At 55.5% G+C, this 24,552-nt stretch carries 23 protein-coding genes; 17 read left to right on the top strand and 6 right to left on the bottom strand.

Translation table 11 applies throughout. The features are described 5' to 3' along the window. The first annotated feature begins 30 nt into the window (after positions 1 to 30). From ispU to LZU96_RS16420, 16 genes are all read left to right on the top strand, one after another. The gene (ispU, locus tag LZU96_RS16495; protein ID WP_233985244.1) at positions 31 to 783 is read left to right on the top strand and encodes a (2E,6E)-farnesyl-diphosphate-specific ditrans,polycis-undecaprenyl-diphosphate synthase; all 753 of its coding nucleotides are present in this window, start codon (positions 31 to 33) and stop codon (positions 781 to 783) included. A gap of 18 nt (positions 784 to 801) precedes the next feature. After that, positions 802 to 1,659 carry a phosphatidate cytidylyltransferase gene (cdsA, locus tag LZU96_RS16490; RefSeq protein ID WP_233985243.1) on the top strand — a complete coding sequence of 286 codons (858 nt, stop codon included), beginning with the start codon at positions 802 to 804 and terminating at the stop codon, positions 1,657 to 1,659. Positions 1,660 to 1,671: 12 nt separating this feature from the next. After that, complete coding sequence (rseP, locus tag LZU96_RS16485) at positions 1,672 to 3,021, top strand: sigma E protease regulator RseP (RefSeq protein WP_233985242.1); 1,350 nt, start codon at positions 1,672 to 1,674, stop codon at positions 3,019 to 3,021. A gap of 51 nt (positions 3,022 to 3,072) precedes the next feature. Continuing rightward, positions 3,073 to 5,484, top strand: a complete 2,412-nt coding sequence (gene bamA, locus LZU96_RS16480; protein WP_233985241.1) for an outer membrane protein assembly factor BamA — start codon at positions 3,073 to 3,075, stop codon at positions 5,482 to 5,484. 110 nt (positions 5,485 to 5,594) lie between these two features. After that, positions 5,595 to 6,092 carry a molecular chaperone Skp gene (gene skp, locus LZU96_RS16475; protein ID WP_003852644.1) on the top strand — a complete coding sequence of 166 codons (498 nt, stop codon included), beginning with the start codon at positions 5,595 to 5,597 and terminating at the stop codon, positions 6,090 to 6,092. 3 nt (positions 6,093 to 6,095) lie between these two features. After that, the gene (lpxD, locus tag LZU96_RS16470; RefSeq protein WP_233985240.1) at positions 6,096 to 7,121 is read left to right on the top strand and encodes a UDP-3-O-(3-hydroxymyristoyl)glucosamine N-acyltransferase; all 1,026 of its coding nucleotides are present in this window, start codon (positions 6,096 to 6,098) and stop codon (positions 7,119 to 7,121) included. Positions 7,122 to 7,273: 152 nt separating this feature from the next. Then, on the top strand, positions 7,274 to 7,729 hold the full coding sequence (gene fabZ, locus LZU96_RS16465) for a 3-hydroxyacyl-ACP dehydratase FabZ (protein WP_031375286.1): 456 nt from the start codon (positions 7,274 to 7,276) through the stop codon (positions 7,727 to 7,729). 3 nt (positions 7,730 to 7,732) lie between these two features. Further along, a complete protein-coding gene (lpxA, locus tag LZU96_RS16460) occupies positions 7,733 to 8,521 on the top strand; it encodes an acyl-ACP--UDP-N-acetylglucosamine O-acyltransferase (RefSeq protein WP_233985239.1) in 789 nt (262 codons plus the stop codon). A 3-nt stretch (positions 8,522 to 8,524) separates the two neighbouring features. Further along, entirely contained in the window at positions 8,525 to 9,673 is a 1,149-nt protein-coding gene (lpxB, locus tag LZU96_RS16455) for a lipid-A-disaccharide synthase (RefSeq protein WP_233985238.1), read from the top strand. Further along, positions 9,666 to 10,295 carry a ribonuclease HII gene (rnhB, locus tag LZU96_RS16450; RefSeq protein WP_233985237.1) on the top strand — a complete coding sequence of 210 codons (630 nt, stop codon included), beginning with the start codon at positions 9,666 to 9,668 and terminating at the stop codon, positions 10,293 to 10,295. The genes lpxB and rnhB overlap by 8 nt, the downstream gene beginning before the upstream one ends. A 28-nt stretch (positions 10,296 to 10,323) precedes the next feature. Further along, the gene (gene dnaE / locus LZU96_RS16445; RefSeq protein WP_233985236.1) at positions 10,324 to 13,806 is read left to right on the top strand and encodes a DNA polymerase III subunit alpha; all 3,483 of its coding nucleotides are present in this window, start codon (positions 10,324 to 10,326) and stop codon (positions 13,804 to 13,806) included. A gap of 12 nt (positions 13,807 to 13,818) precedes the next feature. After that, the gene (accA, locus tag LZU96_RS16440) at positions 13,819 to 14,775 is read left to right on the top strand and encodes an acetyl-CoA carboxylase carboxyl transferase subunit alpha (protein WP_031375289.1); all 957 of its coding nucleotides are present in this window, start codon (positions 13,819 to 13,821) and stop codon (positions 14,773 to 14,775) included. A gap of 191 nt (positions 14,776 to 14,966) precedes the next feature. Next, positions 14,967 to 17,117 carry a lysine decarboxylase LdcC gene (locus LZU96_RS16435; protein WP_233985235.1) on the top strand — a complete coding sequence of 717 codons (2,151 nt, stop codon included), beginning with the start codon at positions 14,967 to 14,969 and terminating at the stop codon, positions 17,115 to 17,117. Positions 17,118 to 17,187: 70 nt separating this feature from the next. Continuing rightward, the gene (locus tag LZU96_RS16430; protein ID WP_233985234.1) at positions 17,188 to 17,577 is read left to right on the top strand and encodes a VOC family protein; all 390 of its coding nucleotides are present in this window, start codon (positions 17,188 to 17,190) and stop codon (positions 17,575 to 17,577) included. 52 nt (positions 17,578 to 17,629) lie between these two features. Continuing rightward, entirely contained in the window at positions 17,630 to 18,928 is a 1,299-nt protein-coding gene (gene tilS / locus LZU96_RS16425) for a tRNA lysidine(34) synthetase TilS (RefSeq protein WP_233985233.1), read from the top strand. 18 nt (positions 18,929 to 18,946) lie between these two features. Then, positions 18,947 to 19,255, top strand: coding sequence for a c-type cytochrome (locus LZU96_RS16420; RefSeq protein ID WP_233988220.1), 309 nt, complete (start codon positions 18,947 to 18,949; stop codon positions 19,253 to 19,255). 40 nt (positions 19,256 to 19,295) lie between these two features. Here LZU96_RS16420 and rof read toward each other — a convergent pair whose 3' ends face one another. Both rof and LZU96_RS16410 read right to left on the bottom strand, forming a co-directional pair. Next, a complete protein-coding gene (rof, locus tag LZU96_RS16415) occupies positions 19,296 to 19,556 on the bottom strand; it encodes a Rho-binding antiterminator (protein ID WP_233985232.1) in 261 nt (86 codons plus the stop codon). Continuing rightward, positions 19,543 to 19,743 (bottom strand): YaeP family protein, encoded by a 201-nt coding sequence (locus LZU96_RS16410; RefSeq protein WP_031375293.1) that lies wholly within the window; start codon positions 19,741 to 19,743, stop codon positions 19,543 to 19,545. The genes rof and LZU96_RS16410 overlap by 14 nt, the downstream gene beginning before the upstream one ends. A 217-nt stretch (positions 19,744 to 19,960) precedes the next feature. Here LZU96_RS16410 and arfB point away from each other — a divergent pair, with 217 nt between their 5' ends. Continuing rightward, positions 19,961 to 20,371 carry an alternative ribosome rescue aminoacyl-tRNA hydrolase ArfB gene (gene arfB, locus LZU96_RS16405; RefSeq protein WP_094120992.1) on the top strand — a complete coding sequence of 137 codons (411 nt, stop codon included), beginning with the start codon at positions 19,961 to 19,963 and terminating at the stop codon, positions 20,369 to 20,371. Positions 20,372 to 20,680: 309 nt separating this feature from the next. Here the strand turns inward: arfB and proS are convergent, their stop codons facing one another. From proS to LZU96_RS16385, 4 genes are all read right to left on the bottom strand, one after another. After that, complete coding sequence (gene proS / locus LZU96_RS16400) at positions 20,681 to 22,399, bottom strand: proline--tRNA ligase (protein WP_233985231.1); 1,719 nt, start codon at positions 22,397 to 22,399, stop codon at positions 20,681 to 20,683. 89 nt (positions 22,400 to 22,488) lie between these two features. Continuing rightward, positions 22,489 to 23,196, bottom strand: coding sequence for a tRNA (N6-threonylcarbamoyladenosine(37)-N6)-methyltransferase TrmO (tsaA, locus tag LZU96_RS16395; protein ID WP_233985230.1), 708 nt, complete (start codon positions 23,194 to 23,196; stop codon positions 22,489 to 22,491). Then, a complete protein-coding gene (rcsF, locus tag LZU96_RS16390) occupies positions 23,193 to 23,591 on the bottom strand; it encodes an Rcs stress response system protein RcsF (RefSeq protein WP_233985229.1) in 399 nt (132 codons plus the stop codon). The genes tsaA and rcsF overlap by 4 nt, the downstream gene beginning before the upstream one ends. 128 nt (positions 23,592 to 23,719) lie before the next feature. Beyond that, a complete protein-coding gene (locus LZU96_RS16385) occupies positions 23,720 to 24,535 on the bottom strand; it encodes a MetQ/NlpA family lipoprotein (protein WP_233985228.1) in 816 nt (271 codons plus the stop codon). Between the last annotated feature and the right edge of the window lie 17 nt (positions 24,536 to 24,552).

The raw sequence follows: 24,552 nt of genomic DNA, 5'->3' as shown, positions 1-24,552 counted from the left end.
ATTTCTGATGAAAGGAATAGAGTACGCGTTATGTCGTCTAACAATCACAACAACACTGATGACCAGCAGGAAACCGGTCCGCGCCACGTCGCTATCATCATGGATGGCAATGGTCGCTGGGCCAAAAATCAGGGAAAATTGCGTATTTCCGGCCACAAAGCGGGCGTGAAATCGGTTCGCCGCGCGGTCAGTTTTGCCGTGAGTAATAACCTTGAGGCGCTGACGCTCTATGCTTTCAGTAGTGAAAACTGGAGCCGTCCGGCGCAGGAAGTCACCGCATTAATGGAGCTGTTTGTCTGGGCGCTCGACAGTGAAGTAAAGAGCCTGCACAAGCACAATGTCCGTTTACGCATCATTGGCGATACCAGCCGGTTCAGCCCGCGTATTCAGGAGCGGATTCGTCGTTCTGAGGCGCTGACCGCAAATAATGATGGCCTGACGCTCAACATCGCTGCGAACTACGGCGGCCGTTGGGATATTATCGAAGGCGTGAAAAAACTGGCAGAACAGGTACAGGAAGGTTTACTGCGTCCTGACCAGATTACCGAAGAGAGCCTGACGTCGCAGCTCTGTATGCATGAGCTGGCGCCAGTGGATTTAGTGATAAGGACCGGGGGAGAGCATCGGATTAGCAACTTCCTGCTGTGGCAAATTGCCTATGCTGAATTCTATTTTACCGATGTGCTCTGGCCGGATTTCGATGAACACGTTTTTGAAGGTGCACTGAATGCATTCTCTCTGCGGGAGCGTCGTTTTGGCGGCGCTGCACCAGGCGGCGCCTGAGCAATCTGGGGGTAACCTTTGCTGAAGTCTCGTCTGATTACCGCGTTGATATTAATTCCGCTGGTAATTGCTGCTCTGTTCTGGTTACCGCCGGTGGGTTTTGCTATTACCACCATCGTTATCTGCATGCTGGCTGCCTGGGAATGGGGGCAACTGGCTGGCATGGCGTCCCGTCAACAACGCATCTGGCTGGCCGTGCTCTGTGGGCTGCTGCTGGCGCTGATGCTGTTTACCTTGCCACCTTATCAACATGATGTGCATCTGCCGCAGGTCGCGACCTCGCTTTGGGCGTCGCTGGTGTGGTGGGTTGTTGCGCTGTTGCTGGTGCTCTCCTATCCTGCTTCGGCGTCGTTCTGGCGCCATTCGCGTCCGCTCCGCTTACTGTTTGGCGTGTTAACGCTGGTGCCTTTCTTCTGGGGCATGATGGCGCTGCGTCAGTATCATTACGATACCGACCATTTCGCCGGTGCCTGGTGGCTGCTGTTTGTGATGTTGCTGGTGTGGGGCGCCGATTCGGGTGCCTACATGTTTGGCAAAATGTTTGGTAAGCACAAGCTGGCACCGAAAGTCTCTCCAGGTAAAACCTGGGAAGGTTTTCTTGGCGGTCTGGTGTCGTCGGCGCTGATTGCACTGCTTTTTGCCACGCTGGCACCGCTGACGGTATCAGCCGGCACGCTGGTGATCTGCGCGATTATTGCCACGCTGGCCTCGGTGCTGGGTGACCTGACCGAGAGCATGTTCAAACGTGAAGCGGGGATTAAAGACAGTGGCAACCTGATTCCCGGTCACGGCGGCATTCTGGATCGCATCGATAGTCTGACGGCGGCAGTGCCGGTGTTTGCCTGTTTACTGCTGCTGGTGTTCCGCACCCTTTAAGGACAGGCAACGATGTTGAGTATAATCTGGAGTTTTGTCGCCTTTATCGTCGCGCTGGGCGTGTTGATTACCGTACATGAGTTTGGCCACTTCTGGGTCGCTCGCCGCTGCGGTGTCAAAGTCGAGCGCTTCTCCATCGGTTTCGGTAAGTCACTCTGGCAGCGCCGCGACCGTCACGGCACCGAATTTGTTATCGCGCTGATCCCACTCGGCGGCTACGTCAAAATGCTCGACGAACGCGTTGAAAGCGTACCGGCTGAGCTGCGCCATCAGGCGTTCAATAACAAAGCTATCTGGCAACGAGCCTCGATCATTGCGGCCGGTCCCATCGCCAATTTCCTTTTCGCCATCTTTGCTTACTGGGTTGTGTTTATTCACGGCGTGCCTGGCGTACGTCCGGTCGTTGGCGAAATTTTAAACGGTTCGGTGGCTGCAGAAGCGCAAATTAAGCCTGGCATGGAACTAAAGGCGGTTGACGGTATCGAAACGCCTGACTGGGATGCTGTACGCATGGCGCTGGTCGGTAAAATCGGCGACAGCACTGCCACCTTAACCGTGGCGCGTTTCGGCGAAGAGGCCACGCAACAGAAGCCGCTGGATTTACGTAACTGGCAGTTTGAACCTGATAAGCAGGACCCGGTGGTGGCATTGGGTATTCGTCCGCGCGGTCCGCAGATAGAAACCACCCTCGCCGAAGTTCAGGCGAACTCGCCAGCCAGTGAAGCCGGTTTGCAAGCAGGCGACAGGATCGTTAAAGTCGATGGTCAGCCATTATCGCAGTGGCAGGCTTTTGTCGCTCAGGTCCGGGATAATCCCGGCAAAAGCATGGCGCTTGAGGTGGATCGCGGCGGTGACAACATCACGCTGACGATGACGCCAGAGGCGAAACCTGGCAACGAAGCGGAAGGGTTTGCGGGCGTCATTCCCCGAATTGTTCCACTGCCAGAAGAGTATAAAACGGTAAGACAGTATGGCGCGTTTGCGGCAATCGGCGAAGCCAGTGTAAAAACCTGGCAACTGATGAAGCTCACCGTTTCTATGCTGGGCAAGTTAATAACCGGTGATGTAAAGCTGAACAACCTGAGCGGACCAATTTCAATTGCGCAGGGTGCAGGATTGTCAGCAGAGTATGGGTTGATTTACTACCTGATGTTTCTGGCGTTGATTAGCGTCAACCTGGGCATCATCAATCTGTTTCCTCTGCCGGTTTTAGATGGTGGGCACTTGCTCTTCCTGGCGATCGAAAAGATCAAAGGTGGACCGGTGTCCGAGCGAGTTCAGGACTTTAGTTATCGCATCGGTTCGATTTTACTGGTGCTGTTAATGGGGCTTGCACTTTTCAATGATTTCTCCCGTCTGTAATCGCGGAAACGCGAACATTCGAGGGATGTGTTAGGAAAACGCATAATAACGATGGCGATGAAAAAGTTGCTCATAGCGTCGCTGCTGTTTAGCAGCGCCACCGTTTACGGTGCAGACGATTTCGTGGTGAAGGATATTCATTTCGAAGGGCTGCAGCGAGTCGCCGTCGGCGCGGCTCTGCTGAGCATGCCAGTACGGGTTGGCGATACGGTGAATGACGATGATGTCAGAAATACCATTCGCTCGCTGTTCGCTACTGGCAACTTTGAGGATGTTCAGGTCCTGCGAGACGGTACAACGCTGATTGTCCAGGTCAAAGAACGTCCTACCATTGCCAGCATTACCTTCACCGGTAACAAAGCGGTGAAAGAGGATCAGCTTAAACAAAATCTGGAAGCCTCTGGTGTACGCGTCGGCGAAGCGCTGGACCGTACCATGCTCTCTTCCATTGAGAAGGGACTGGAAGATTTCTACTACAGCGTCGGTAAATATACTGCCAGCGTGAAAGCGGTCGTTACGCCGCTGCCGCGTAACCGTGTCGATCTGAAACTGGTGTTCACCGAAGGTGTCTCTGCCAAGATTCAGCAGATCAACATCGTCGGGAACAAAGCCTTCAGTTCCGATGAACTGATCTCCCGTTTCCAGCTGCGCGATGAAGTGCCGTGGTGGAACGTGGTCGGCGATCGTAAATACCAGAAACAGAAACTGGCGGGCGACCTTGAAACCCTGCGCAGCTTCTATCTCGATCGCGGTTATGCCCGCTTCAACATCGACTCCACGCAGGTCAGCCTGACGCCGGACAAGAAGGGCATCTACATTACGGTCAACATCACCGAAGGCGATCAGTACAAAATCGCTGGCGTGATCGTCAATGGCAGCATGGCAGGCCATTCAGCAGAAATTGAACATCTGACCAAGATTCCGGCGGGCGAGCTGTATAACGGCGCGAAAGTCACGAAGATGGAAGATGACATCAAGAAGCTGCTGGGTCGCTATGGCTACGCCTATCCGCGCGTGGTTTCTCAGCCAGAGATCAACGATGCCGATAAGACGGTAAAACTGCATATCAACGTGGATGCCGGCAACCGCTACTATGTCCGTAACGTCCGTTTCGAAGGCAACGACACCTCGAAAGATTCGGTGCTGCGTCGCGAAATGCGTCAGATGGAAGGGGCATGGCTGGGCAGCGATCTGGTTGAGCAGGGCAAAGAGCGTCTGAACCGTACCGGCTACTTCGAAACCGTCGATGTCGATACGCAGCGTGTGCCCGGTTCGCCTGATCAGGTTGACGTGGTCTACAAAGTTAAAGAGCGTAACACCGGTACCTTTAACTTCGGCGTCGGTTACGGCACCGAAAGTGGCGTCAGCTTCCAGGTCGGCGTTACGCAGGACAACTGGCTGGGCACCGGTAATACCGTTGGCATCAGCGGTACCAAAAACGACTACCAGACCTATGCCGAGTTCTCGCTGACTGACCCTTACTTCACCGTTGACGGTGTCAGTTTGGGTGGTCGTCTGTTCTATAACGACTTTAAAGCAGACAACGCTGACCTTTCTGACTATACCAACAAAAGTTATGGTGTAGACGGAACGCTTGGCTTCCCGATTAATGAAAACAACACCCTGCGTGTCGGTCTGGGCTATGTCCATAATGACCTGTCAAACATGCAGCCGCAGGTTGCGATGTGGCGTTATCTTAATTCGGTCGGCAAGCCGCAGCAGCTCAATGACGAAGGGGATTTCTCAGCAGATGACTTCACCTTCAACTACGGCTGGACCTATAACACCCTGGATCGCGGTTTCTTCCCGACCTCCGGTAACCGGACCAACCTGAACGGTAAGGTCACCATTCCAGGCTCGGATAACAGCTTCTACAAGGCCACGCTGGATACTCAGCAATATGTGCCGATTAACCAGGATCGCACCTGGGTGCTGTTAGGCCGTGGTCGTGTCGGTTATGGCGATGGTCTCGACGGCAAAGAGATGCCGTTCTATGAGAACTTCTATGCCGGTGGTTCCAGCACCGTTCGTGGCTTCCAGTCCAATACCATTGGTCCGAAGGCTGCGTACTACAATAATAACTCGTCCAACTGCCGGATCGCCGATCCAAACGGTGTCTGTAAGTCGGATGATGCGGTGGGCGGTAACGCCATGGCGATAGCCAGCCTGGAGCTGATTACGCCAACGCCGTTCCTGAGCGAGAAGTATGCTAACTCGGTCCGTACCTCGGTGTTTGTCGATGCCGGTACGGCGTGGGATACCAAGTGGGAAAATACGGCGGAAACGCGTGCAGCGGGTATTCCGGACTACAGCGATCCAAACAATATCCGCGTATCAAGCGGTGTTGCGCTGCAGTGGATGTCGCCGCTCGGCCCACTGGTGTTCTCTTACGCCCAGCCGATCAAGAAAATTGATGGAGACAAGTCAGAGCAGTTCCAGTTTAACATTGGTAAAACCTGGTAATGTTCTGAGCAAGGATGCATAGCTGAAGTCTTGCTACCGGGCAGCTCATGTTGCTGTTCCGGGGCAAACACTGTGTCGCTGACACAAACGTTGATGGTAAGGAGTTTATAGTGAAAAAGTTGTTGTGTGCCGCAGGTCTGGGTCTTGCTTTAGCGGTTTCCGCTGGTGTTCAGGCTGCTGACAAAATTGCAGTGGTAAACGTGTCCAGCATTTTCCAACAGTTACCGCAACGTGCGACTGTTGCTAAACAGCTGGAAAATGAGTTCAAAGGCCGCGCCACCGAACTGCAGAGCCAGGAACGCGATCTGCAAACCAAAATGCAGCGTCTGCAGCGTGACGGTTCTACCATGAAGGCCAGCGAACGCAGCCGTATGGAAAAAGACGTGATGTCGCAGCGTGAAGCCTTCTCCTCTAAAGCGCAGGCTTTCGAGCAGGATAATCGCCGTCGTCAGATGGAAGAGCGTAACAAGCTGCTGAGCCGTATTCAGGATGCCGTGAAGAAAGTCGCTGACAGCGATGGCTACGACGTCGTAATCGACGCTAACGCGGTGGCTTATGCATCAAACGCAAAAGACATCACTGCCGACGTGCTGAAACAGGTTAAATAATTGATGTCATCTATTCGACTGGCTGATTTAGCCCAGCAGTTGGATGCAGAATTGCACGGAGATGGCGATATCGTCATCTCCGGCATTGCTTCTATGCAATCCGCCACAACTGGCCAAATCACTTTTCTTGCAAACAGCCGTTACCGCGAGCAACTCGCCCTGATTAAGGCCTCAGCCGTGGTGCTGACGGAAGCGGATCTGGAGTGGTGCCACACCGCAGCGCTGGTAGTGAAAAACCCTTACCTGACGTATGCGCGTATGGCGCAAATACTCGATACTACGCCTCAACCGGCCAGCAATATTGCGCCCAGCGCCGTTATCGATCCCAGCGCCCGACTCGGCGCGAATGTCGCCATTGGCGCGAATGCAGTGATCGAAGCGGATGTTGAACTGGGCGACAATGTGGTGATCGGCGCGGGATGCTTTGTTGGCAAAAAAACCCGCATCGGCAGCGGCACGCGTTTGTGGGCCAATGTCTCGGTTTATCATGAAATTCAGATCGGTCAGGATTGTCTGATTCAGTCCGGTACCGTCATTGGTTCTGATGGCTTTGGTTATGCCAACGATCGCGGTAACTGGGTGAAAATCCCCCAGTTAGGTGCTGTCATTATCGGCGATCGTGTGGAAATAGGTGCCTGTACCACCATTGATCGCGGTGCGCTGGATAACACTCTGATCGGCAATGGTGTTATCATAGACAACCAGTGTCAGATCGCCCACAACGTGGTTATTGGTGACAATACTGCGGTTGCAGGCGGTGTGATCATGGCGGGTAGTTTAAAAATTGGTCGTTATTGTATGATTGGCGGTGCCAGCGTCATTAACGGTCATATGGAAATCTGTGACAAAGTGACGGTGACCGGTATGGGCATGGTCATGCGTCCGATCACAGAGCCTGGTGTATACTCGTCGGGCATTCCGCTACAACCCAACAAAACCTGGCGCAAAACTGCAGCGCTGGTGATGAACATCGATGACATGAGCAAACGCTTAAAAGCCATCGAGCGCAAGGTCGGTAAAGACGACTAACCGCCATCCCAAAACTGACCGGCTTTCATAATAAAAGTGTTAAGCAGGGAAGCCAGGCGCCACAGAACCTATTTGCGGCCTGCGGACGATCATATTGATCTGTGCAGGCCGTGTTATTGATGTCATCAGATTTTTAGGACGGGAAGAGTATTTTGACTACTGAAACTCATACTCTGAAAATTGAAGAGATTTTAGAGCTGCTGCCGCACCGCTATCCGTTTCTGCTGGTAGACCGTGTGCTGGAATTTGAAGAGCACAAATACCTGCGCGCAGTAAAGAACGTTTCTGTTAATGAACCGTTTTTCCAGGGGCACTTCCCTGGTAAACCGATTTTTCCTGGCGTTCTGATCCTGGAAGCGATGGCGCAGGCCACCGGTATTCTGGCGTTCAAAAGCGTGGGTAAACTGGAACCGGGTGAACTCTACTACTTTGCCGGTATCGACGATGCCCGCTTCAAGCGTCCGGTCGTGCCGGGCGATCAAATGATCATGGAAGTCACTTTCGAGAAAACCCGCCGTGGTCTGACCCGCTTTAAAGGCGTGGCGACCGTCGATGGCAAAATCGTTTGTGAAGCGACCATGATGTGTGCCCGTAGCCGGGAGGCATAATTCGTGATTGATCCTACCGCCACTATCCATGCCAGTTCTGTCATCGAAGAAGGCGCCATTATTGGCGCTAACGTTCACATTGGTCCGTTTTGCTTTGTTGGGGCCAACGTTGAAATCGGTGAGGGAACGGTCCTGAAATCACACGTCGTGATTAACGGCCATACGCGTATCGGCAAAGATAATCAGATCTATCAGTTCGCCTCGATTGGTGAAGTGAACCAGGATCTGAAATATGCCGGTGAACCGACGCGGGTTGAAATCGGCGATCGCAACCGCATCCGTGAAAGCGTGACGATTCATCGCGGCACGACGCAGGGCGGCCATGTCACCCAGGTGGGCAGCGATAATCTGCTGATGGTGAATGCGCACATTGCGCATGACTGCGTGATCGGTAACCGCTGCATCTTCGCCAACAACGCGACCCTGGGTGGTCACGTCACGGTCGATGATTTCGCCATTATTGGCGGCATGACGGCGGTACATCAGTGGTGCACAATTGGTGCGCATGTGATGGTTGGCGGCTGTTCCGGCGTAGCGCAGGATGTCCCGCCTTACGTGATTGCTCAGGGCAACCACGCCACGCCGTTCGGGATCAACATTGAAGGTCTGAAGCGTCGTGGCTTTAGCAAAGAGTCACTACACGCGATTCGTAATGCCTACAAATTGCTTTATCGCAGCGGCAGAACGCTGGATGAAGTGAAGCCGGAGATTGAAGCGATCGCGAAGCAGCACAGCGAAGTGCAGCCTTTCTACGATTTCTTTGCCCGCTCAACCCGTGGATTAATTCGTTAATCCATGTCAGCGCGTCCCTTAACGATTGCCCTGGTCGCCGGAGAAACCTCCGGCGATATTCTTGGTGCCGGTCTGATCCGCGCGTTAAAAGCGCGCCATCCTGAGGCTCGCTTTGTCGGCGTAGCCGGTCCGCTGATGCAGGCGGAAGGCTGCGAAGCCTGGTACGAGATGGAAGAACTGGCGGTGATGGGCATTGTTGAAGTGCTGGGCCGGCTGCGACGCCTGCTGACCATCCGCCGCGATCTGACTCAGCGCTTTACCGAACTGCAACCGGATGTGTTCGTCGGTATCGATGCGCCCGATTTCAATATCACGCTGGAAGGCAACCTCAAGCGCGCGGGCATTCGCACTATCCACTACGTCAGCCCGTCCGTCTGGGCATGGCGGCAAAAGCGCGTGTTTAAGATTGGCCGTAACACCGATCTGGTGCTGGCGTTTCTGCCGTTTGAAAAAGCCTTCTACGATCGTTATAACGTCCCCTGTCGCTTTATCGGCCATACCATGGCGGATGCAATGCCGCTGCAACCCGATAAGCTGGCCGCGCGCCGTCACCTGGCGATTGCCGATGATGCGCTCTGCCTGGCGCTGCTGCCTGGCAGTCGCGGTGCAGAAGTGGAGATGCTCAGCGGTGATTTTCTCAGAACCGCCCAGCGACTGCGTCAGCACTATCCGGCGCTGGAGATTGTGGTGCCGCTGGTTAACGCCCGACGCCGCGAGCAGTTTGAGAAAATCAAAGCCGAAGTGGCACCTGAACTCCCGATGCATCTGTTAGATGGTCACGGGCGTGAAGCGATGATTGCGAGCGACGCCGCATTACTGGCGTCCGGCACTGCCGCACTCGAATGCATGCTGGCAAAATGCCCGATGGTGGTCGGTTACCGGATGAAGCCTGCTACCTTCTGGCTGGCGAAGCGGCTGGTGAAAACGCCCTACGTTTCGCTCCCCAACCTGCTGGCCGGGCGCGAGCTGGTGACCGAGTTGCTGCAGGATGAATGTCAGCCGGATGCGCTGGCAGCCGCCTTAGATCCGCTGCTGCACGCCGGGCCTGAGCGCGACACTCTGCTGCAGACGTTTCATGAATTACATCAACAGATCCGCTGGAACGCCGATGAACAAGCGGCGGATGCGGTACTGGAGCTGGCCAATGCCTGATTTTATCTATCCTGCTGCCGGGCTGATTGCCGGCGTGGACGAAGTAGGGCGCGGGCCGCTGGTCGGCGCGGTCGTCACTGCCGCAGTGATCCTCGATCCGGCGAAGCCGATCGTTGGCCTGGCGGATTCGAAAAAATTGTCAGAAAAACGCCGGCTGGCGCTGTATGACGAAATTAAAGAAAAAGCGCTGGCCTGGAGTCTGGGTCGTGCGGAACCGGAAGAAATTGACCAGCTGAACATTTTGCACGCCACCATGCTGGCAATGCAGCGCGCGGTCGCCGGTCTGCACATTCTGCCGGACTACGTGCTGATTGACGGTAACCGCTGTCCGGCGCTGCCGATGCCGTCGCAGGCGGTGGTGAAAGGGGATAGCCTGGTCGCAGAGATTAGCGCCGCCTCCATCATCGCCAAAGTGACGCGTGACCGTGAGATGGCGGAACTCGATCTGCTGTTCCCGCAGTATGGTTTCGCGCAGCACAAAGGTTATCCGACGGCGCTGCACATGGAAAAATTGACGCAGTATGGCGCCACGCCGCACCACCGTCGCAGTTTTGCTCCGGTACGCAACGCGCTGATTGATGCCGACGTACTGGCAGCCCGCCAGCCCCTTACGCTTAAATAGCCTGACACTGTTTTAACCGGAAACTGATATGGCTGAACCCCGTTTTATACATCTGCGTGTCCACAGTGACTATTCGATGGTTGATGGCCTGGCGAAAACCGGGCCGCTGATCAAGAAGGCGGCTGCCCTGGGTATGCCGGCGATGGCGATTACCGATTTTACTAACCTGTGTGGATTGGTGAAATTCTACGGTGGCGCGCACGGCGCAGGGATCAAGCCGATCATTGGCGCCGACTTCAACGTCGCCAGCGAACTGATGGGGGATGAGTTAACCCAGCTGACGGTACTGGCCGCTAACAACACCGGTTATCAGAACCTGACGCTATTGATTTCCCGCGCCTATCAGCGAGGTTATGGCGTGGCCGGACCGATCATCGATCGTGACTGGCTGGTGGAGTTAAACGAGGGATTGATCCTGCTGTCGGGCGGACGTCGCGGCGATGTGGGACGCAGCCTGCTGCGTGGCAATACGGCGCTGGTTTCGCAGTGTCTGGCGTTTTATCAGCAGCATTTTGCCGATCGCTACTATCTGGAACTGGTGCGCACCGGTCGTCAGGATGAAGAGAGCTACCTGCATGCGGCGGTTGAACTGGCAATCGCAGAAGGCGTACCGGTCGTCGCCACCAACGAAGTCTGCTTCATTAATGAAGAGGATTTCGACGCCCATGAAATCCGCGTTGCCATCCACGATGGCTACACGCTGGACGATCCAAAACGTCCACGCAACTACAGTCCTCAGCAATATATGCGCAGCGAAGCGGAGATGTGCGAGCTGTTTTCGGACATCCCCGAAGCGCTGGAAAACAGCGTAGAGATTGCTAAGCGTTGTAATGTTACCGTCCGGTTGGGTGAGTATTTCCTGCCACAATTCCCGACCGGCGACATGACCACCGAAGATTATCTGGTGGTGAAGTCGCGTGAAGGACTGGAAGATCGTCTGGCTTTCCTGTTCCCCGATGAAGCGGAACGCGCAGAGAAACGCCCGGAATATGATGAACGTCTGGAGATTGAACTCAACGTTATCAACCAGATGGGTTTCCCAGGCTACTTCCTGATCGTGATGGAGTTTATCCAGTGGTCGAAAGATAACGGCGTACCGGTCGGACCGGGCCGTGGCTCTGGTGCCGGCTCGCTGGTGGCGTACGCCCTGAAGATCACGGATATCGATCCGCTGGAATTTGACCTGCTGTTCGAACGTTTCCTTAACCCGGAACGTGTGTCGATGCCCGATTTCGACGTCGATTTCTGTATGGAAAAGCGCGATCAGGTGATTGAGCATGTCGCTGACATGTACGGACGCGAAGCGGTTTCCCAGATCATCACCTTTGGTACTATGGCGGCGAAAGCGGTGATCCGCGATGTGGGCCGCGTACTGGGGCATCCTTACGGTTTCGTCGATCGCATTTCAAAACTGATCCCACCCGATCCGGGCATGACGCTGGAAAAAGCCTTTATCGCGGAGCCGCAGCTGCCGGCCATGTATGACGCGGATGAAGAGGTGAAAGCGCTGATTGATATGGCGCGTAAGCTGGAAGGCGTCACGCGTAACGCCGGTAAACATGCCGGTGGCGTGGTGATTGCGCCGACCAAAATTACCGATTTCGCACCGCTATATTGCGATGAGCACGGCCAGTTTCCGGTCACCCAGTTCGATAAGAATGATGTGGAATATGCCGGGCTGGTGAAGTTTGACTTCCTCGGCCTGCGTACGCTGACCATCATCGACTGGGCGCTGAAGATGATCAACCCGCGCCGGGAAAAGCAGGGCCTGGAGCCGATCGATATCGCCGCCATCCCGCTGGATGACAAGAAAAGCTTCGACATGCTGCAGCGCTCGGAAACCACCGCGGTGTTCCAGCTGGAATCACGCGGCATGAAGGATCTGATCAAGCGTCTGAAGCCTGACTGCTTCGAAGATATGATCGCCCTGGTGGCGCTGTTCCGTCCCGGTCCGCTGCAGTCCGGCATGGTGGATAACTTCATCGACCGTAAACATGGTCGTGAAGCGATCTCCTATCCGGATATTCAGTGGCAGCACGAAAGCCTGAAGCCGGTACTGGAACCAACCTACGGCATCATCCTCTATCAGGAACAGGTGATGCAGATCGCCCAGGTTCTCTCCGGTTATACCCTGGGCGGCGCGGATATGTTGCGCCGTGCGATGGGTAAAAAGAAACCGGAAGAGATGGCCAAGCAGCGTTCGGTATTCCGGGACGGTGCGGAAAGAATGGGCATCGACGGCGAACTGTCGATGAAAATCTTCGATCTGGTAGAAAAATTTGCAGGCTATGGCTTTAACAAGTCACACTCCGCCGCCTATGCGCTGGTTTCTTATCAGACGCTGTGGCTGAAAGCGCACTATCCGGCCGAATTTATGGCGGCGGTCATGACCGCTGACATGGACAACACCGAGAAGGTGGTGGGTCTGGTGGATGAATGCTGGCGCATGGGACTGAAAGTGCTGCCGCCAGACATCAACTCCGGTCTCTATCAGTTCCACGTCAATGAAGCGGGCGAGATCGTCTACGGTATCGGCGCGATCAAAGGCGTCGGCGAAGGCCCGATCGAAGCGATCATTGATGCCCGTAACGAAGGCGGTTACTTCCGCGAACTGTTTGATCTCTGCGCCCGAACCGACACCAAAAAGATCAACCGCCGGGTGATGGAAAAATTGATCATGTCTGGCGCCTTCGATCGTCTCGGACCGCACCGCGCCGCGCTGATGAGTTCACTCAGTGACGCGCTGAAAGCCGCCGATCAGCACGCCAAAGCGGAAGCGATTGGTCAGGCTGACATGTTCGGCGTGCTGGCCGAGGAGCCGGAGCAGGTTGAGAAATCCTACGCCAGCGTGACGCCGTGGCCAGAACAGGTTCAGCTCGATGGCGAACGGGAAACGCTGGGGTTATATCTGACCGGCCACCCGATCAATCAGTATCTGAAAGAAATTGAGCGTTATGTCGGCGGGGTACGGCTGAAAGATATGCATCCTACCGATCGCGGTAAAATTACCGTCGCGGCCGGTCTGGTGATCGCTGCACGCGTAATGGTGACCAAACGCGGCAACCGAATTGGTATCTGTACTCTGGACGACCGTTCCGGCCGTCTTGAGGTGATGTTATTTACCGATGCGTTAGACAAATACCAGCAGTTGCTGGAGAAAGACCGTATCCTGATCGTCAGCGGACAGGTCAGCTTTGATGACTTCAGCGGCGGCCTTAAAATGACCGCCCGGGAAGTCATGGACATCGACGAAGCGCGCGAAAAATACGCGCGCGGACTTGCTATCTCGCTGACGGACAGGCAAATTGATGACCAGCTATTAAACCGACTCCGTCAGTCCCTGGAACCTCATCGCTCAGGGACCATTCCGGTGCATCTCTACTATCAGAGAGCCGACGCGCGAGCGAAGCTGCGCTTTGGTGCAGCGTGGCGAATTTCGCCCAGCGATCGTTTACTTAACGATCTGCGCTCGTTGATTGGATCGGAGCAGGTGGAACTGGAGTTTGACTAAAACAGGAACATTATGAGTCTTAATTACCTGGATTTTGAACAGCCGATCGCAGAACTGGAAGCGAAGATCGATTCGCTGACCTCGATTGGCCGTCAGGATGATAAACACGTTAATCTGGACGAAGAAGTTCAGCGCCTGCGCGAAAAAAGCGTTGAGCTGACCCGTAAAATCTTCGCCGACTTAGGCGCATGGCAAATCGCCCAACTGGCGCGCCATCCTTTGCGTCCTTATACCTTTGACTACGTCCGTAACGCGTTCGACGATTTCGATGAGCTGGCGGGCGACCGTGCTTATGCGGATGACAAAGCGATTGTCGGCGGTATTGCGCGTCTTGATGGCCGTCCGGTGATGATCATCGGTCACCAGAAAGGGCGTGAAACCAAAGAGAAAATTCGCCGTAACTTCGGCATGCCAGCACCGGAAGGCTACCGCAAAGCGCTGCGCCTGATGGAGATGGCTGAACGCTTTAAAATGCCCATCATCACTTTCATCGATACTCCTGGCGCCTATCCGGGCGTGGGTGCCGAAGAGCGTGGTCAGTCAGAAGCTATTGCGCGCAACCTGCGTGAGATGTCTGGCCTGAAAGTGCCGGTCATCTGTACCGTAATTGGTGAAGGCGGTTCTGGTGGTGCGCTGGCGATTGGCGTGGGCGATAAAGTTAACATGCTGCAGTACAGCACCTATTCAGTGATTTCACCGGAAGGCTGCGCCTCGATTCTGTGGAAGAGCGCCGATAAAGCGCCTCTGGCTGCGGAAGCGATGGGCATTACCGCTCACCGTCTGAAAGAACTGAAGCTGATCGACTCGGTAATTCCTGAGCCGTTGGGTGGAGCGCACCGTCATCCGGTCGATATGGCGCAGTCGCTGAAACAGCAGCTGCTGGCCGACCTGGCCGATCTCGACGGCCTGAGCACGGAAGAGCTGCTGGATCGTCGTTATCAGCGCCTGATGAGCTACGGCTACGCCTGATTCTGATTAGGTAGATAGCTAAAAAAGCGGACTCCGGTCCGCTTTTTTTATGCCGCCAGCCTCTCCTGTCTGTTTAATGCCCACCGTTGCGCCTTCATGCTGTTCATCCGGCAGGTGGCTTGCCGGCTGGCTACACCTTCAATCGGTTAGCGTATATGCTTATCCGATGCCACGACAAAGGGAGGTGAGCATTGAATATTCTGGCGATCATGGGCGCGCACGGCGTGTTTTATAAAGATGAGCCGTTGCGTGAACTCGACGCGGCATTAAATCTGCAGGGTTTTCAGCTACTTTACCCAAAAAACAGCGACGATCTTCTGAAACTGATTGAACACAATCCGCGTATCAGCGGCGTGATCTTCGACTGGGACGCGCATAACAGCCCGGAACTCTGTGGCGAGATCAATCAGCTCAACGAATACCTGCCGCTCTATGCTTTCATCAACACCCATTCGCAGATGGATATCAGCATCAATGAGATGCGGATGCCGCTGCACTTCTTTGAATACGCGCTCAATGCCGCCGACGATATCGCGCTGCATATCCGCCAGTACACCGATGACTACATTGACCACATTACGCCGCCGCTGACCAAAGCGCTGTTCACCTATGTCAAAGAGGGGAAATATACCTTCTGCACGCCCGGTCACATGGCGGGGACCGCCTTCCAGAAAAGTCCGGTCGGCTGCCTGTTCTACGATTTCTTCGGCGCGAATACCCTGAAGTCCGATATCTCGATCTCAGTGACTGAACTGGGCTCGCTGCTCGATCACACCGGTCCGCATCTGGAAGCGGAAGAGTATGTGGCGCGCACCTTTGGCGCGGAGCAAAGTTACATGGTGACCAACGGCACCTCGACCTCAAATAAAATTGTCGGCATGTATGCGGCACCGGCCGGTAGCACGGTATTGATCGACCGTAACTGCCACAAGTCTCTGACGCATCTGCTGATGATGAGCGATCTGATCCCGATCTGGCTGAAGCCGACCCGCAACGCGCTGGGTATTCTTGGCGGGATTCCAAAACAGGAATTTACCCGCGCCAGCATCACACAGAAAGTCGCGGCCACGGAACGTGCCAGCTGGCCGGTCCATGCGGTGATCACTAACTCGACCTATGACGGCCTGCTCTATAACACCCAGTACATTAAAGAGACGCTGGATGTGCCGTCGATTCACTTTGATTCCGCCTGGGTGCCCTATACCAATTTTCACCCGATTTACGCCGGTAAAAGCGGCATGAGCGGCGAACGTATTCCGGGCAAAGTGGTGTACGAAACCCAGTCGACCCACAAGCTGCTGGCGGCCTTTTCACAGGCGTCGATGATTCATATTAAAGGCGACTACGACGAGCAGACCTTTAACGAAGCCTACATGATGCATACCACCACTTCGCCGAACTACGCCATTGTCTCGTCGATTGAAACCGCGGCGGCGATGCTGCGCGGTAATCCGGGCAAGCGGCTGATCAACCGTTCGGTAGAGCGCGCGCTGCATTTCCGCCGCGAGATCCAGCGTCTGCGTGAAGAGTCTGACAGCTGGTTCTTTGATATCTGGCAGCCGGAACAGATCGATGAGGCGCAGTGCTGGCCGATCCAGCCTGGCGACGAGGCGTGGCACGGCTTTACCCAGGCCGATCGCGATCACATGTATCTCGATCCGATCAAGGTCACCATCCTGACGCCGGGTATGAGCGAACTGGGTGAGATGGCCGAAGAGGGGATCCCGGCTGCGCTGGTGGCGAAGTTTCTGGATGAACGCGGCATCGTGGTAGAGAAAACCGGCCCTTACAACCTGCTGTTCCTGTTCAGTATTGGCATCGACAAAACCAAAGCGATGAGCGTGCTGCGCGGACTGACTGAGTTCAAGCGCGCTTACGATCTCAATTTGCGGGTGAAAAATATGCTGCCGGATCTCTACGCTGAAGATCCCGACTTCTATCGCAATATGCGGATCCAGACGCTGGCGCAGGGCATCCATCAGCTGATCCGCCATCACGATCTGCCGCGTCTGATGCTGCAGGCGTTTGATGTGTTGCCGGAGATGAAAATGACGCCGCATCAGGCTTTCCAGCAGCAGGTGAAAGGCAATATTGAAACCGTCGATATCAGCGAGCTGGTCGGGCGGGTGTCAGCCAACATGATTTTACCCTATCCGCCGGGCGTGCCGCTGGTGATGCCGGGTGAGATGATCACGGAACAGAGCCGTGCGGTACTCGATTTCCTGTTAATGCTGTGCAGCATTGGCCGCCACTATCCGGGCTTTGAAACCGATATCCATGGTGCCACGCTGACCGACGAAGGGGAATATCGCGTTCGGGTGCTGAAAAACGACGCCAGTTAAGAACTTTGTAGATTGTCAGCTATCGGGTGCCTGCGTAAGGTAGGCGCTCGTCTGAAATTAAGGAATTGAAATGCTGCAGTTAACGGCTATCCACCACATTGCGATCATCGCGTCAGATTATCAGCGCAGCAAAGCGTTCTATTGTGACGTGCTGGGCTTCAGCCTGATGGGCGAATATTACCGCGAAGCGCGCGACTCCTGGAAAGGGGACCTGGCGTTACAGGGCCAGTACACCATCGAACTCTTCTCTTTCCCTGAGCCGCCGGCACGGGTCAGTCATCCTGAAGCCTGCGGATTGCGTCACCTCGCGTTTACCGTGCCGGATGTCGCCGCCGCCGCCGCAACGCTGGCGGAGAAAGGCGTGGTGTGCGAACCGATCCGAATTGATGAGCTGACCGGTAAACAGTGCACCTTCTTTGCCGATCCAGATGGTTTGCCGCTGGAGCTTTATCAGGCGTAAAATAGCGCGCTCAGTGGGCCACATCCGGTGGCCCGATTGTCTGGATTGCACCATGTCTTTGTCCGCTCTTGATTCTTTGCTGCAACCGGATGCCGCGCTGGTGGTGGCGTTCAGTGGCGGACTCGATTCCACCGTCCTGCTGCATCAGGCATGGCGCTGGCAGCAGCACTCTCCTCAATCCCGCCTGCGGGCGCTGCATGTTCATCACGGCCTGAGTCCTAATGCCGATCGCTGGGCGGCGCACTGTCTGGCGCTCTGCCAGCAATGGCAGCTACCTTGCGAGGTGCTGCGGGTCAGGATCGATAGCCGCGACAGCGGCATTGAAGCCGCCGCCCGCACTGCCCGCTATCAGGCACTGAGCGCGGCGCTACAGCCTGGCGAAACGTTACTCACTGCCCAGCATCTCGACGATCAGTGCGAAACCTTTTTGCTGGCGCTGAAGCGCGGCAGTGGTCCGGCGGGCTTAGCCGCGATGCCGCCATCCCGCATGTTGGGCGCGCATCGCCTGCTACGTCCGTTGCTTAATCATTCCCGCCAGTCACTGGAGCACTATGCCCGAACGCATCAACTGGTGTGGGTTGAGGATGAGAGCAACCAGGATTTGCGCTACGACCGTAACTTTCTGCGCCAGCGTCTGCTGCCGGAACTGAGTCAGCGCTGGCCCCATTTTGCCGAGGCGACGGCGCGCAGCGCGGCACTCTGTGCTGAGCAGGAGCAGTTGCTGGATGAGCTGCTGGCCGAACAGCTCGCCGCACTGACTCAGCCCGACGGCAGCTTACACTTTCCACCTTTACTGACGATGAGTGAGGCGCGCGCCAATGCGCTGCTGCGCCGCTGGATTGCCGGGCAGGGTGGATCGATGCCGTCACGCGATGCGCTGAACCGTATCCGTCATGAAGTGATGGCGAGTCGCGAAGATGCCCAGCCGCGGCTGCAGTCTGGTCAGGCTGAACTGCGACGCTATCGCCAGCAGCTCTACTGGCTGCCGCGGCTCAGCTCACTACGCGATATCCAGCTGGCGTGGCCCGATATTAGCCAGCCGCTGGCGTTGCCGGACAATCTTGGCCTGCTGCAGGCCAGCCAGGCCCAGCGCCCGTTACGTCTTCCCCAGCCGGATGAGCAGATCAGCGTGCGGTTCCATGCGCAGGGCCAGGTTCATCTGGCAGGGCGTAGCGGCGGACGGGAAATGAAGAAGCTGTGGCAGGCGTTGCACATTCCGCCGTGGCAACGCGAACGGATTCCATTAATTTTTTACAACCAGACGCTGATCTGCGCGCCGGATCTTTTCATTACCCGTGAGGGCGCGGCCATCGATTCGGATGGCTGGCAGGTTGTCTGGCATTCGAAATAGAAACGCAGGAGAGCAATGATGAAAACGTGGATCGCGGCGTGTTTAGTGGCCGCCGCGCTACCGGCCTGGGCGGCGGGTGATGCGCAGAGTGGGGCGCAGAAGGCAGCCAGCTGCATGGCCTGTCACGGTGCAGCAGGAAAAGCCACGGTGCCGCTCTATCCCAATCTGGCCGGGCAACACGCTGAATATCTTGAACATGCCCTGCAGGCTTATAAGAAAGGTGAGCGTAACGGGGGGCAGGCTGAAGTGATGAAAGCGTTCGTCGCGGGATTAAGTGATGCCGATATGGCAGATTTGGCGGCCTACTACGGGTCGTTACAACCCTGAAACGGAAGAGGGCGGGAAAGTCCCGCCCGGAAAACGTGGATTATTCTGCGCTGACAACGACCGTTCCCAGTTCAGGGTGACTGAAGCTGGCGATATGGTCGAGGCGTAACTCGCGGGTTTCACCGGCAAGATCAATGGACAGATATTCCACATTCTTGCGTGAAAATATCTCGCCGGCCTTCGCCTTGAGCTGCTCGCCATTTTTCATCTCCAGCGACAGCATCCAGTTATTTTGGCAGGCGAGTTCCAGATTGTCGTAATCATCGCAATTGATGGGTTGGTACGCTTCATTTATCAACATAGTCGCTCACCAATAAGTTAGCAGCGGCGTAGGCCGCCTGTTCCCTGACAGAAGAGTTTAGCGCAGTATTTGCGGCAATATCATTAAGCGCCTTCAATGCGCAGCCAATCGCATCGGGTATGTAACCTAAATCCCCGCTGCCGATTTCGGCATATTTTCGGCGAACTAACTCACAATAATTTTGCACGTGGCCCTCCTCAGCAGAGCGTCAATACTCTGGTTAACTGGCGACTATATCACAGCCATTTGCAGGAAATCAGCCCGCTTAAAGCAGGAACAGCGCGCAAATCACTGCTAAAGTGACAGATTCCGCTGTCTGACGCGGAAAGAGTCAAAGCACAAAAGGTTAAGTTGATGAACAGGTTATCGGCAGTAAGCGCCATAAGCGCAGGGGAAGGTGGCAGATGATTATGCTGTCACGCAGTGTTGAAATCCCGGAAAGTGAAATTGAGCTGACCGCGATTCGTGCGCAAGGCAACGGAGGACAACATGTCAATAAAGCCAGCACGGCGATACATTTGCGGTTCGATATCGCCGCGTCCTCGTTGCCGGACTTTTATAAACAGCGATTGCTGAGCGCCAGTCATCATTTGATTACCCGCGAAGGAATCGTGGTGATTAAGTCGCAGGAGCATCGCAGTCAGGAGATGAACCGTGAAGCCGCGCTTCAGCGTCTGGTGAATCTGATTCGGGAACTGAGTACGGTGGAAAAGGCCCGACGCGCGACGCGGCCGACCCGCGCTTCTAAAGAGCGACGGCTGGAGGGGAAAGCACGGCGCAGTACCACTAAGTCGATGCGCGGCAAAGTACAATAAAAAACGCCCCGCAAGCGGGGCGTTTGAGAGCTGAAAAAGTCAGGTTCGTGCGGCGATGAAATCGAGCCTGCTCAGAGAACAAGGTCAGATCGGAAAGTCGCTAAAGCCATCTATGGCCGCTCGGCCCGCACAATTACGCACCTCATCCCTGAGGTGCGCCCATAGACGGGCCAACGCTATGCGTTGTTCAAAACGCTCCCGGCGTTTTTATCCGGGCGGCGGGACGCTTTCCTATTCTGATCCGGTTTCCTTCGCGTTGAGTTCATCCGTTGCGGCCAGATTCAGCCCGCTTTGACTATCGCTAAGAACTTACTTATTCAGAGCCTTCAGCAGGAAGTCGACGATCTCATCCTGCTTAATCATCTGCTTCTCACCGGCACGGCGCGCTTTATATTCAATCTCCTGATTGTCGAGATTGCGATCGCCAATCACGATGGTGTGCGGCACACCAATCAGTTCCATGTCGGCAAACATCACGCCCGGACGCTCTTTACGGTCATCCAGAATGACATCCACACCTTTGGCGCGTAGCGTCGCGTAGAGCTCTTCCGCCAGCTCTTTAACCCGGAACGATTTCTGCATGTTCATTGGCAGAATCGCCACTTCGAACGGTGCCAGCGCCGCAGGCCAGATAATGCCGCGTTCATCATGGTTCTGTTCAATCGCCGCCGCGACGACACGGGTGATGCCGATGCCGTAGCAGCCCATGCTCATCACCTGATTGCGGCCATCTTCACCCTGAACCGAGGCTTTCATCGCGTCAGAATATTTGGTGCCGAGCTGGAAGATGTGACCCACTTCGATGCCGCGTTTAATCTGCAGCGTGCCTTTGCCATCCGGGCTGAGATCGCCTTCGACCACGTTACGGATATCCGCCACGCTGGCCAGCGGCAGATCGCGCTCCCAGTTGATGCCAAAATAGTGTTTACCGTCGACGTTTGCGCCAGCGCTGAAATCACTCATCTTCGCCACGGTACGGTCGGCGATGATTGGCATCTTCAGCCCGACCGGACCGATAGAACCCGGACCCGCACCGACGGCAGCCCGGATCTCTTCTTCGGTGGCGAACACCAGCGGCGCAGCGACGATCTCCGCTTTTTCCGCTTTGATCTCATTCAACTGATGATCGCCGCGGACCAGCAGGGCAACCAGCGGATGGCCGCTCTCTTCCGCACCTTTGACGATCAGCGTCTTCACCGTCTGCTCAATCGGCAGCTGGAATTGCTCAACCAGTTCGGCGATGGTTTTGGCATCTGGGGTATCAACGATGCGCATTTCCTGGGTCGGCGCGGCGCGTTCGCCAGCTGGGGCAACGGCTTCGGCCAGTTCAATGTTAGCCGCATAGTCAGAGTCAGTAGAGAAGATCACATCATCTTCGCCGCTCTGCGCCAGCACCTGGAACTCATGTGACGCGCTGCCGCCGATCGAGCCGGTATCCGCCTGCACCGCACGGAAATCGAGTCCCATGCGGGTGAAGCTCTGGCTGTAAGCGCGATACATCGCCTCGTACGTTTCCTGCAGTGACTCCTGCGAAACGTGGAACGAGTAAGCATCTTTCATGATGAATTCACGTGAACGCATCACGCCAAAACGCGGGCGCACTTCATCACGGAATTTGGTCTGAATCTGATACAGATTCAGCGGCAACTGCTTATAAGAGCTCAGCTCGTTGCGGATCAGATCAGTGACCACTTCTTCATGCGTCGGACCCAGCACGAATGGACGATCGTGGCGATCGGCAATACGTAACAGTTCCGGGCCATACTCTTCCCAGCGACCGCTCTCTTGCCACAGGTCGGCAGGCTGCACCACCGGCATTGAAATCTCAATCGCGCCGGCGTTGTTCATCTCTTCACGCACGATGTTTTCGACTTTTTTCAGCACGCGCACCCCGGTCGGCAACCAGGTGTACAAGCCAGAAGCCAGTTTGCGGATCATTCCGGCGCGCAGCATCAGCTGATGGCTGATCACTTCAGCGTCGGAAGGCGTCTCTTTCTGAGTAGAGAGCAGATATTGAGTAGTACGCATTGATTACGATTCCAGTTGATCGGAAAGTCACAGACAGAATTTTGCTGGCGGCTAGTGTACCAGTGAGATCACCGGCTCAAAAGCGGGTTTTAACGCGGGTCGATGGCGATCACTTCCGTTCCGGCCTCGTCGATGCGCCAGCGCACATTAAAATCGATCAGCCAGGCGGCATATTCCCGTTGCTCCACTTCACCTTTACGGTAAGCGGGACGAGGGTCCTGCGCCAGCACCTCACTGATAAAGCGCGCCAGATGCGGGTAGCGCACCTGCTGCTGTTGCAGTTGCTGCTGCGCCTGAGCCGAGAAGCGGACCGGCATATCAGCCGCCGGTGCGGCCTGAGCAAAACCAGCCTCGGCGTGCGGTATCGCTTCCGCAAACGGCAGATAGGGTTTGATATCAACCACCGGCGTTCCGTCGACCAGATCCAGACTGCCAAGCTGCAGGATCACCTGCTGTTTGTCGACATGAATGCCCTTGAGCTCAACCAGCGACATGCCAATCGGATTAGGGCGGAAGGTTGAGCGGGTCGCGAACACCCCGATGCGCGCATTGCCGCCGAGCCGGGGCGGACGGACCGTCGGTCGCCAGCCACCGGCCATGGTCTGATGAAACACGAACAGCAGCCAGAGATGACTGAAGGCTTCCAGCCCGCGTACCGCTTCCGGCTGGTTATAGGGTGCCAGCAGGTGCAGCTCGCCGCCGCCGTCCTGCACCAGACCGGGCTGGCGCGGTACGGCAAACTTCTCTTTCCACGGTGAGCGGATTACCCCAATTTGCGCAAAGGCGAATTCACTCATTGATTACTGACTTTCAGCGCCGAACCCTGGCATACCGCCTGGCGGTAGCAGCCTGGCGTTCCGGTCACAATTTCACATTTATGCAGCAGCACCGCGTTGGCTTTCATCTGCGAGGCGCGGATCTGCAGGCGTTTACGCGCGGTGGCGATGTTAGCCGGCGAGTTCTGGTTACTGATCTGGCAATCTTCAGCCGAGACTTCGCCCAAATCGCGGAACGGTTTGCTGACCAGGTCAGCCGCATCGGTGTAGAGCTTAACCGGTGCAGGACGCGACGCAGGTTTGCGGGCCGGTTCGCTGGATTGCTGCGGACGAGAAGGTGCGCTGCTTATCGGGTGATATTCATGGACACACCCGGTCAGCATCAATGCTAACAAGCAGAGCGGTAAAAAACGCATGGCAACATCCTCAGGTTTCAAAAAGTGGCGTTATTGAAACAAGGACCAGAATAAATAACAAGTCGGGCAGGAGACCCAATAACAGAAAGGGCGGCATCGCGCCGCCCTGGTAGAAATGAGTAACCGTATTACCAGCCTTTAACGGCGCCGCCGTTGAAGACTTTATTCGCGGCTTCGCTGACTTCGTCAGACTGATAAGCCTCAACGAATTTCTTCACGTTTTCCGCATCTTTATTGTCTTCACGCGCCACAATCAGGTTCACGTAAGGGGAATCTTTATCTTCGACAAAGATACCGTCTTTGGCTGGTGTCAGACCAATCTGGCTGGCGTAGGTGGTGTTGATGACCGCCAGCGCAATCTGCTGATCGTCGAGTGAACGCGGCAGCTGCGGTGCTTCCAGCTCAACAATTTTCAGATGCTTAGGGTTCTCGGTGATGTCCAGCGAGGTCGGCAGCAGGCCCACGCCATCTTTCAGTTTGATCAGACCCACTTTCTGCAGCAGCAGCAGGGTACGGCCCAGGTTGGTCGGATCGTTGGGAATCGCCACCTGAGCGCCGTCCTGCAGCTCATCCAGTGATTTAATCTTTTTCGAATAGCCCGCGATTGGGTAGACGAAGGAGTTACCGACGGAGACCAGCTTATAACCACGATCTTTGATCTGCTGATCCAGATACGGTTTATGCTGGAAGGCATTCGCGTCGATATCGCCTTTGCTCAGCGCTTCGTTAGGCAGCACGTAATCGTTAAACGTCACCAGCTCAACGTCGAGGCCATACTTCTCTTTCGCGACTTTCTGTGCCGCTTCAGCTACCTGCTGCTCAGCACCGACAATCACGCCCACTTTGATATGATTGGGATCTTTCTCTTTTTGATCGCATCCTGCCAGCGCAATCGCGCCAATCAGTGCACCCACAGCGGCAATTTTTTTAAATCTGAAAGACATATCCTTTCCTTAATAGT

Origin of the sequence: Pantoea agglomerans (genome assembly GCF_021397715.1) — a bacterium.
In the GTDB taxonomy this organism is placed as follows: Bacteria; Pseudomonadota; Gammaproteobacteria; order Enterobacterales; family Enterobacteriaceae; genus Pantoea; species Pantoea astica.
Note: the sequence above shows the minus strand (reverse complement) of the source record. Positions and strands in the feature narration are given on the sequence as shown.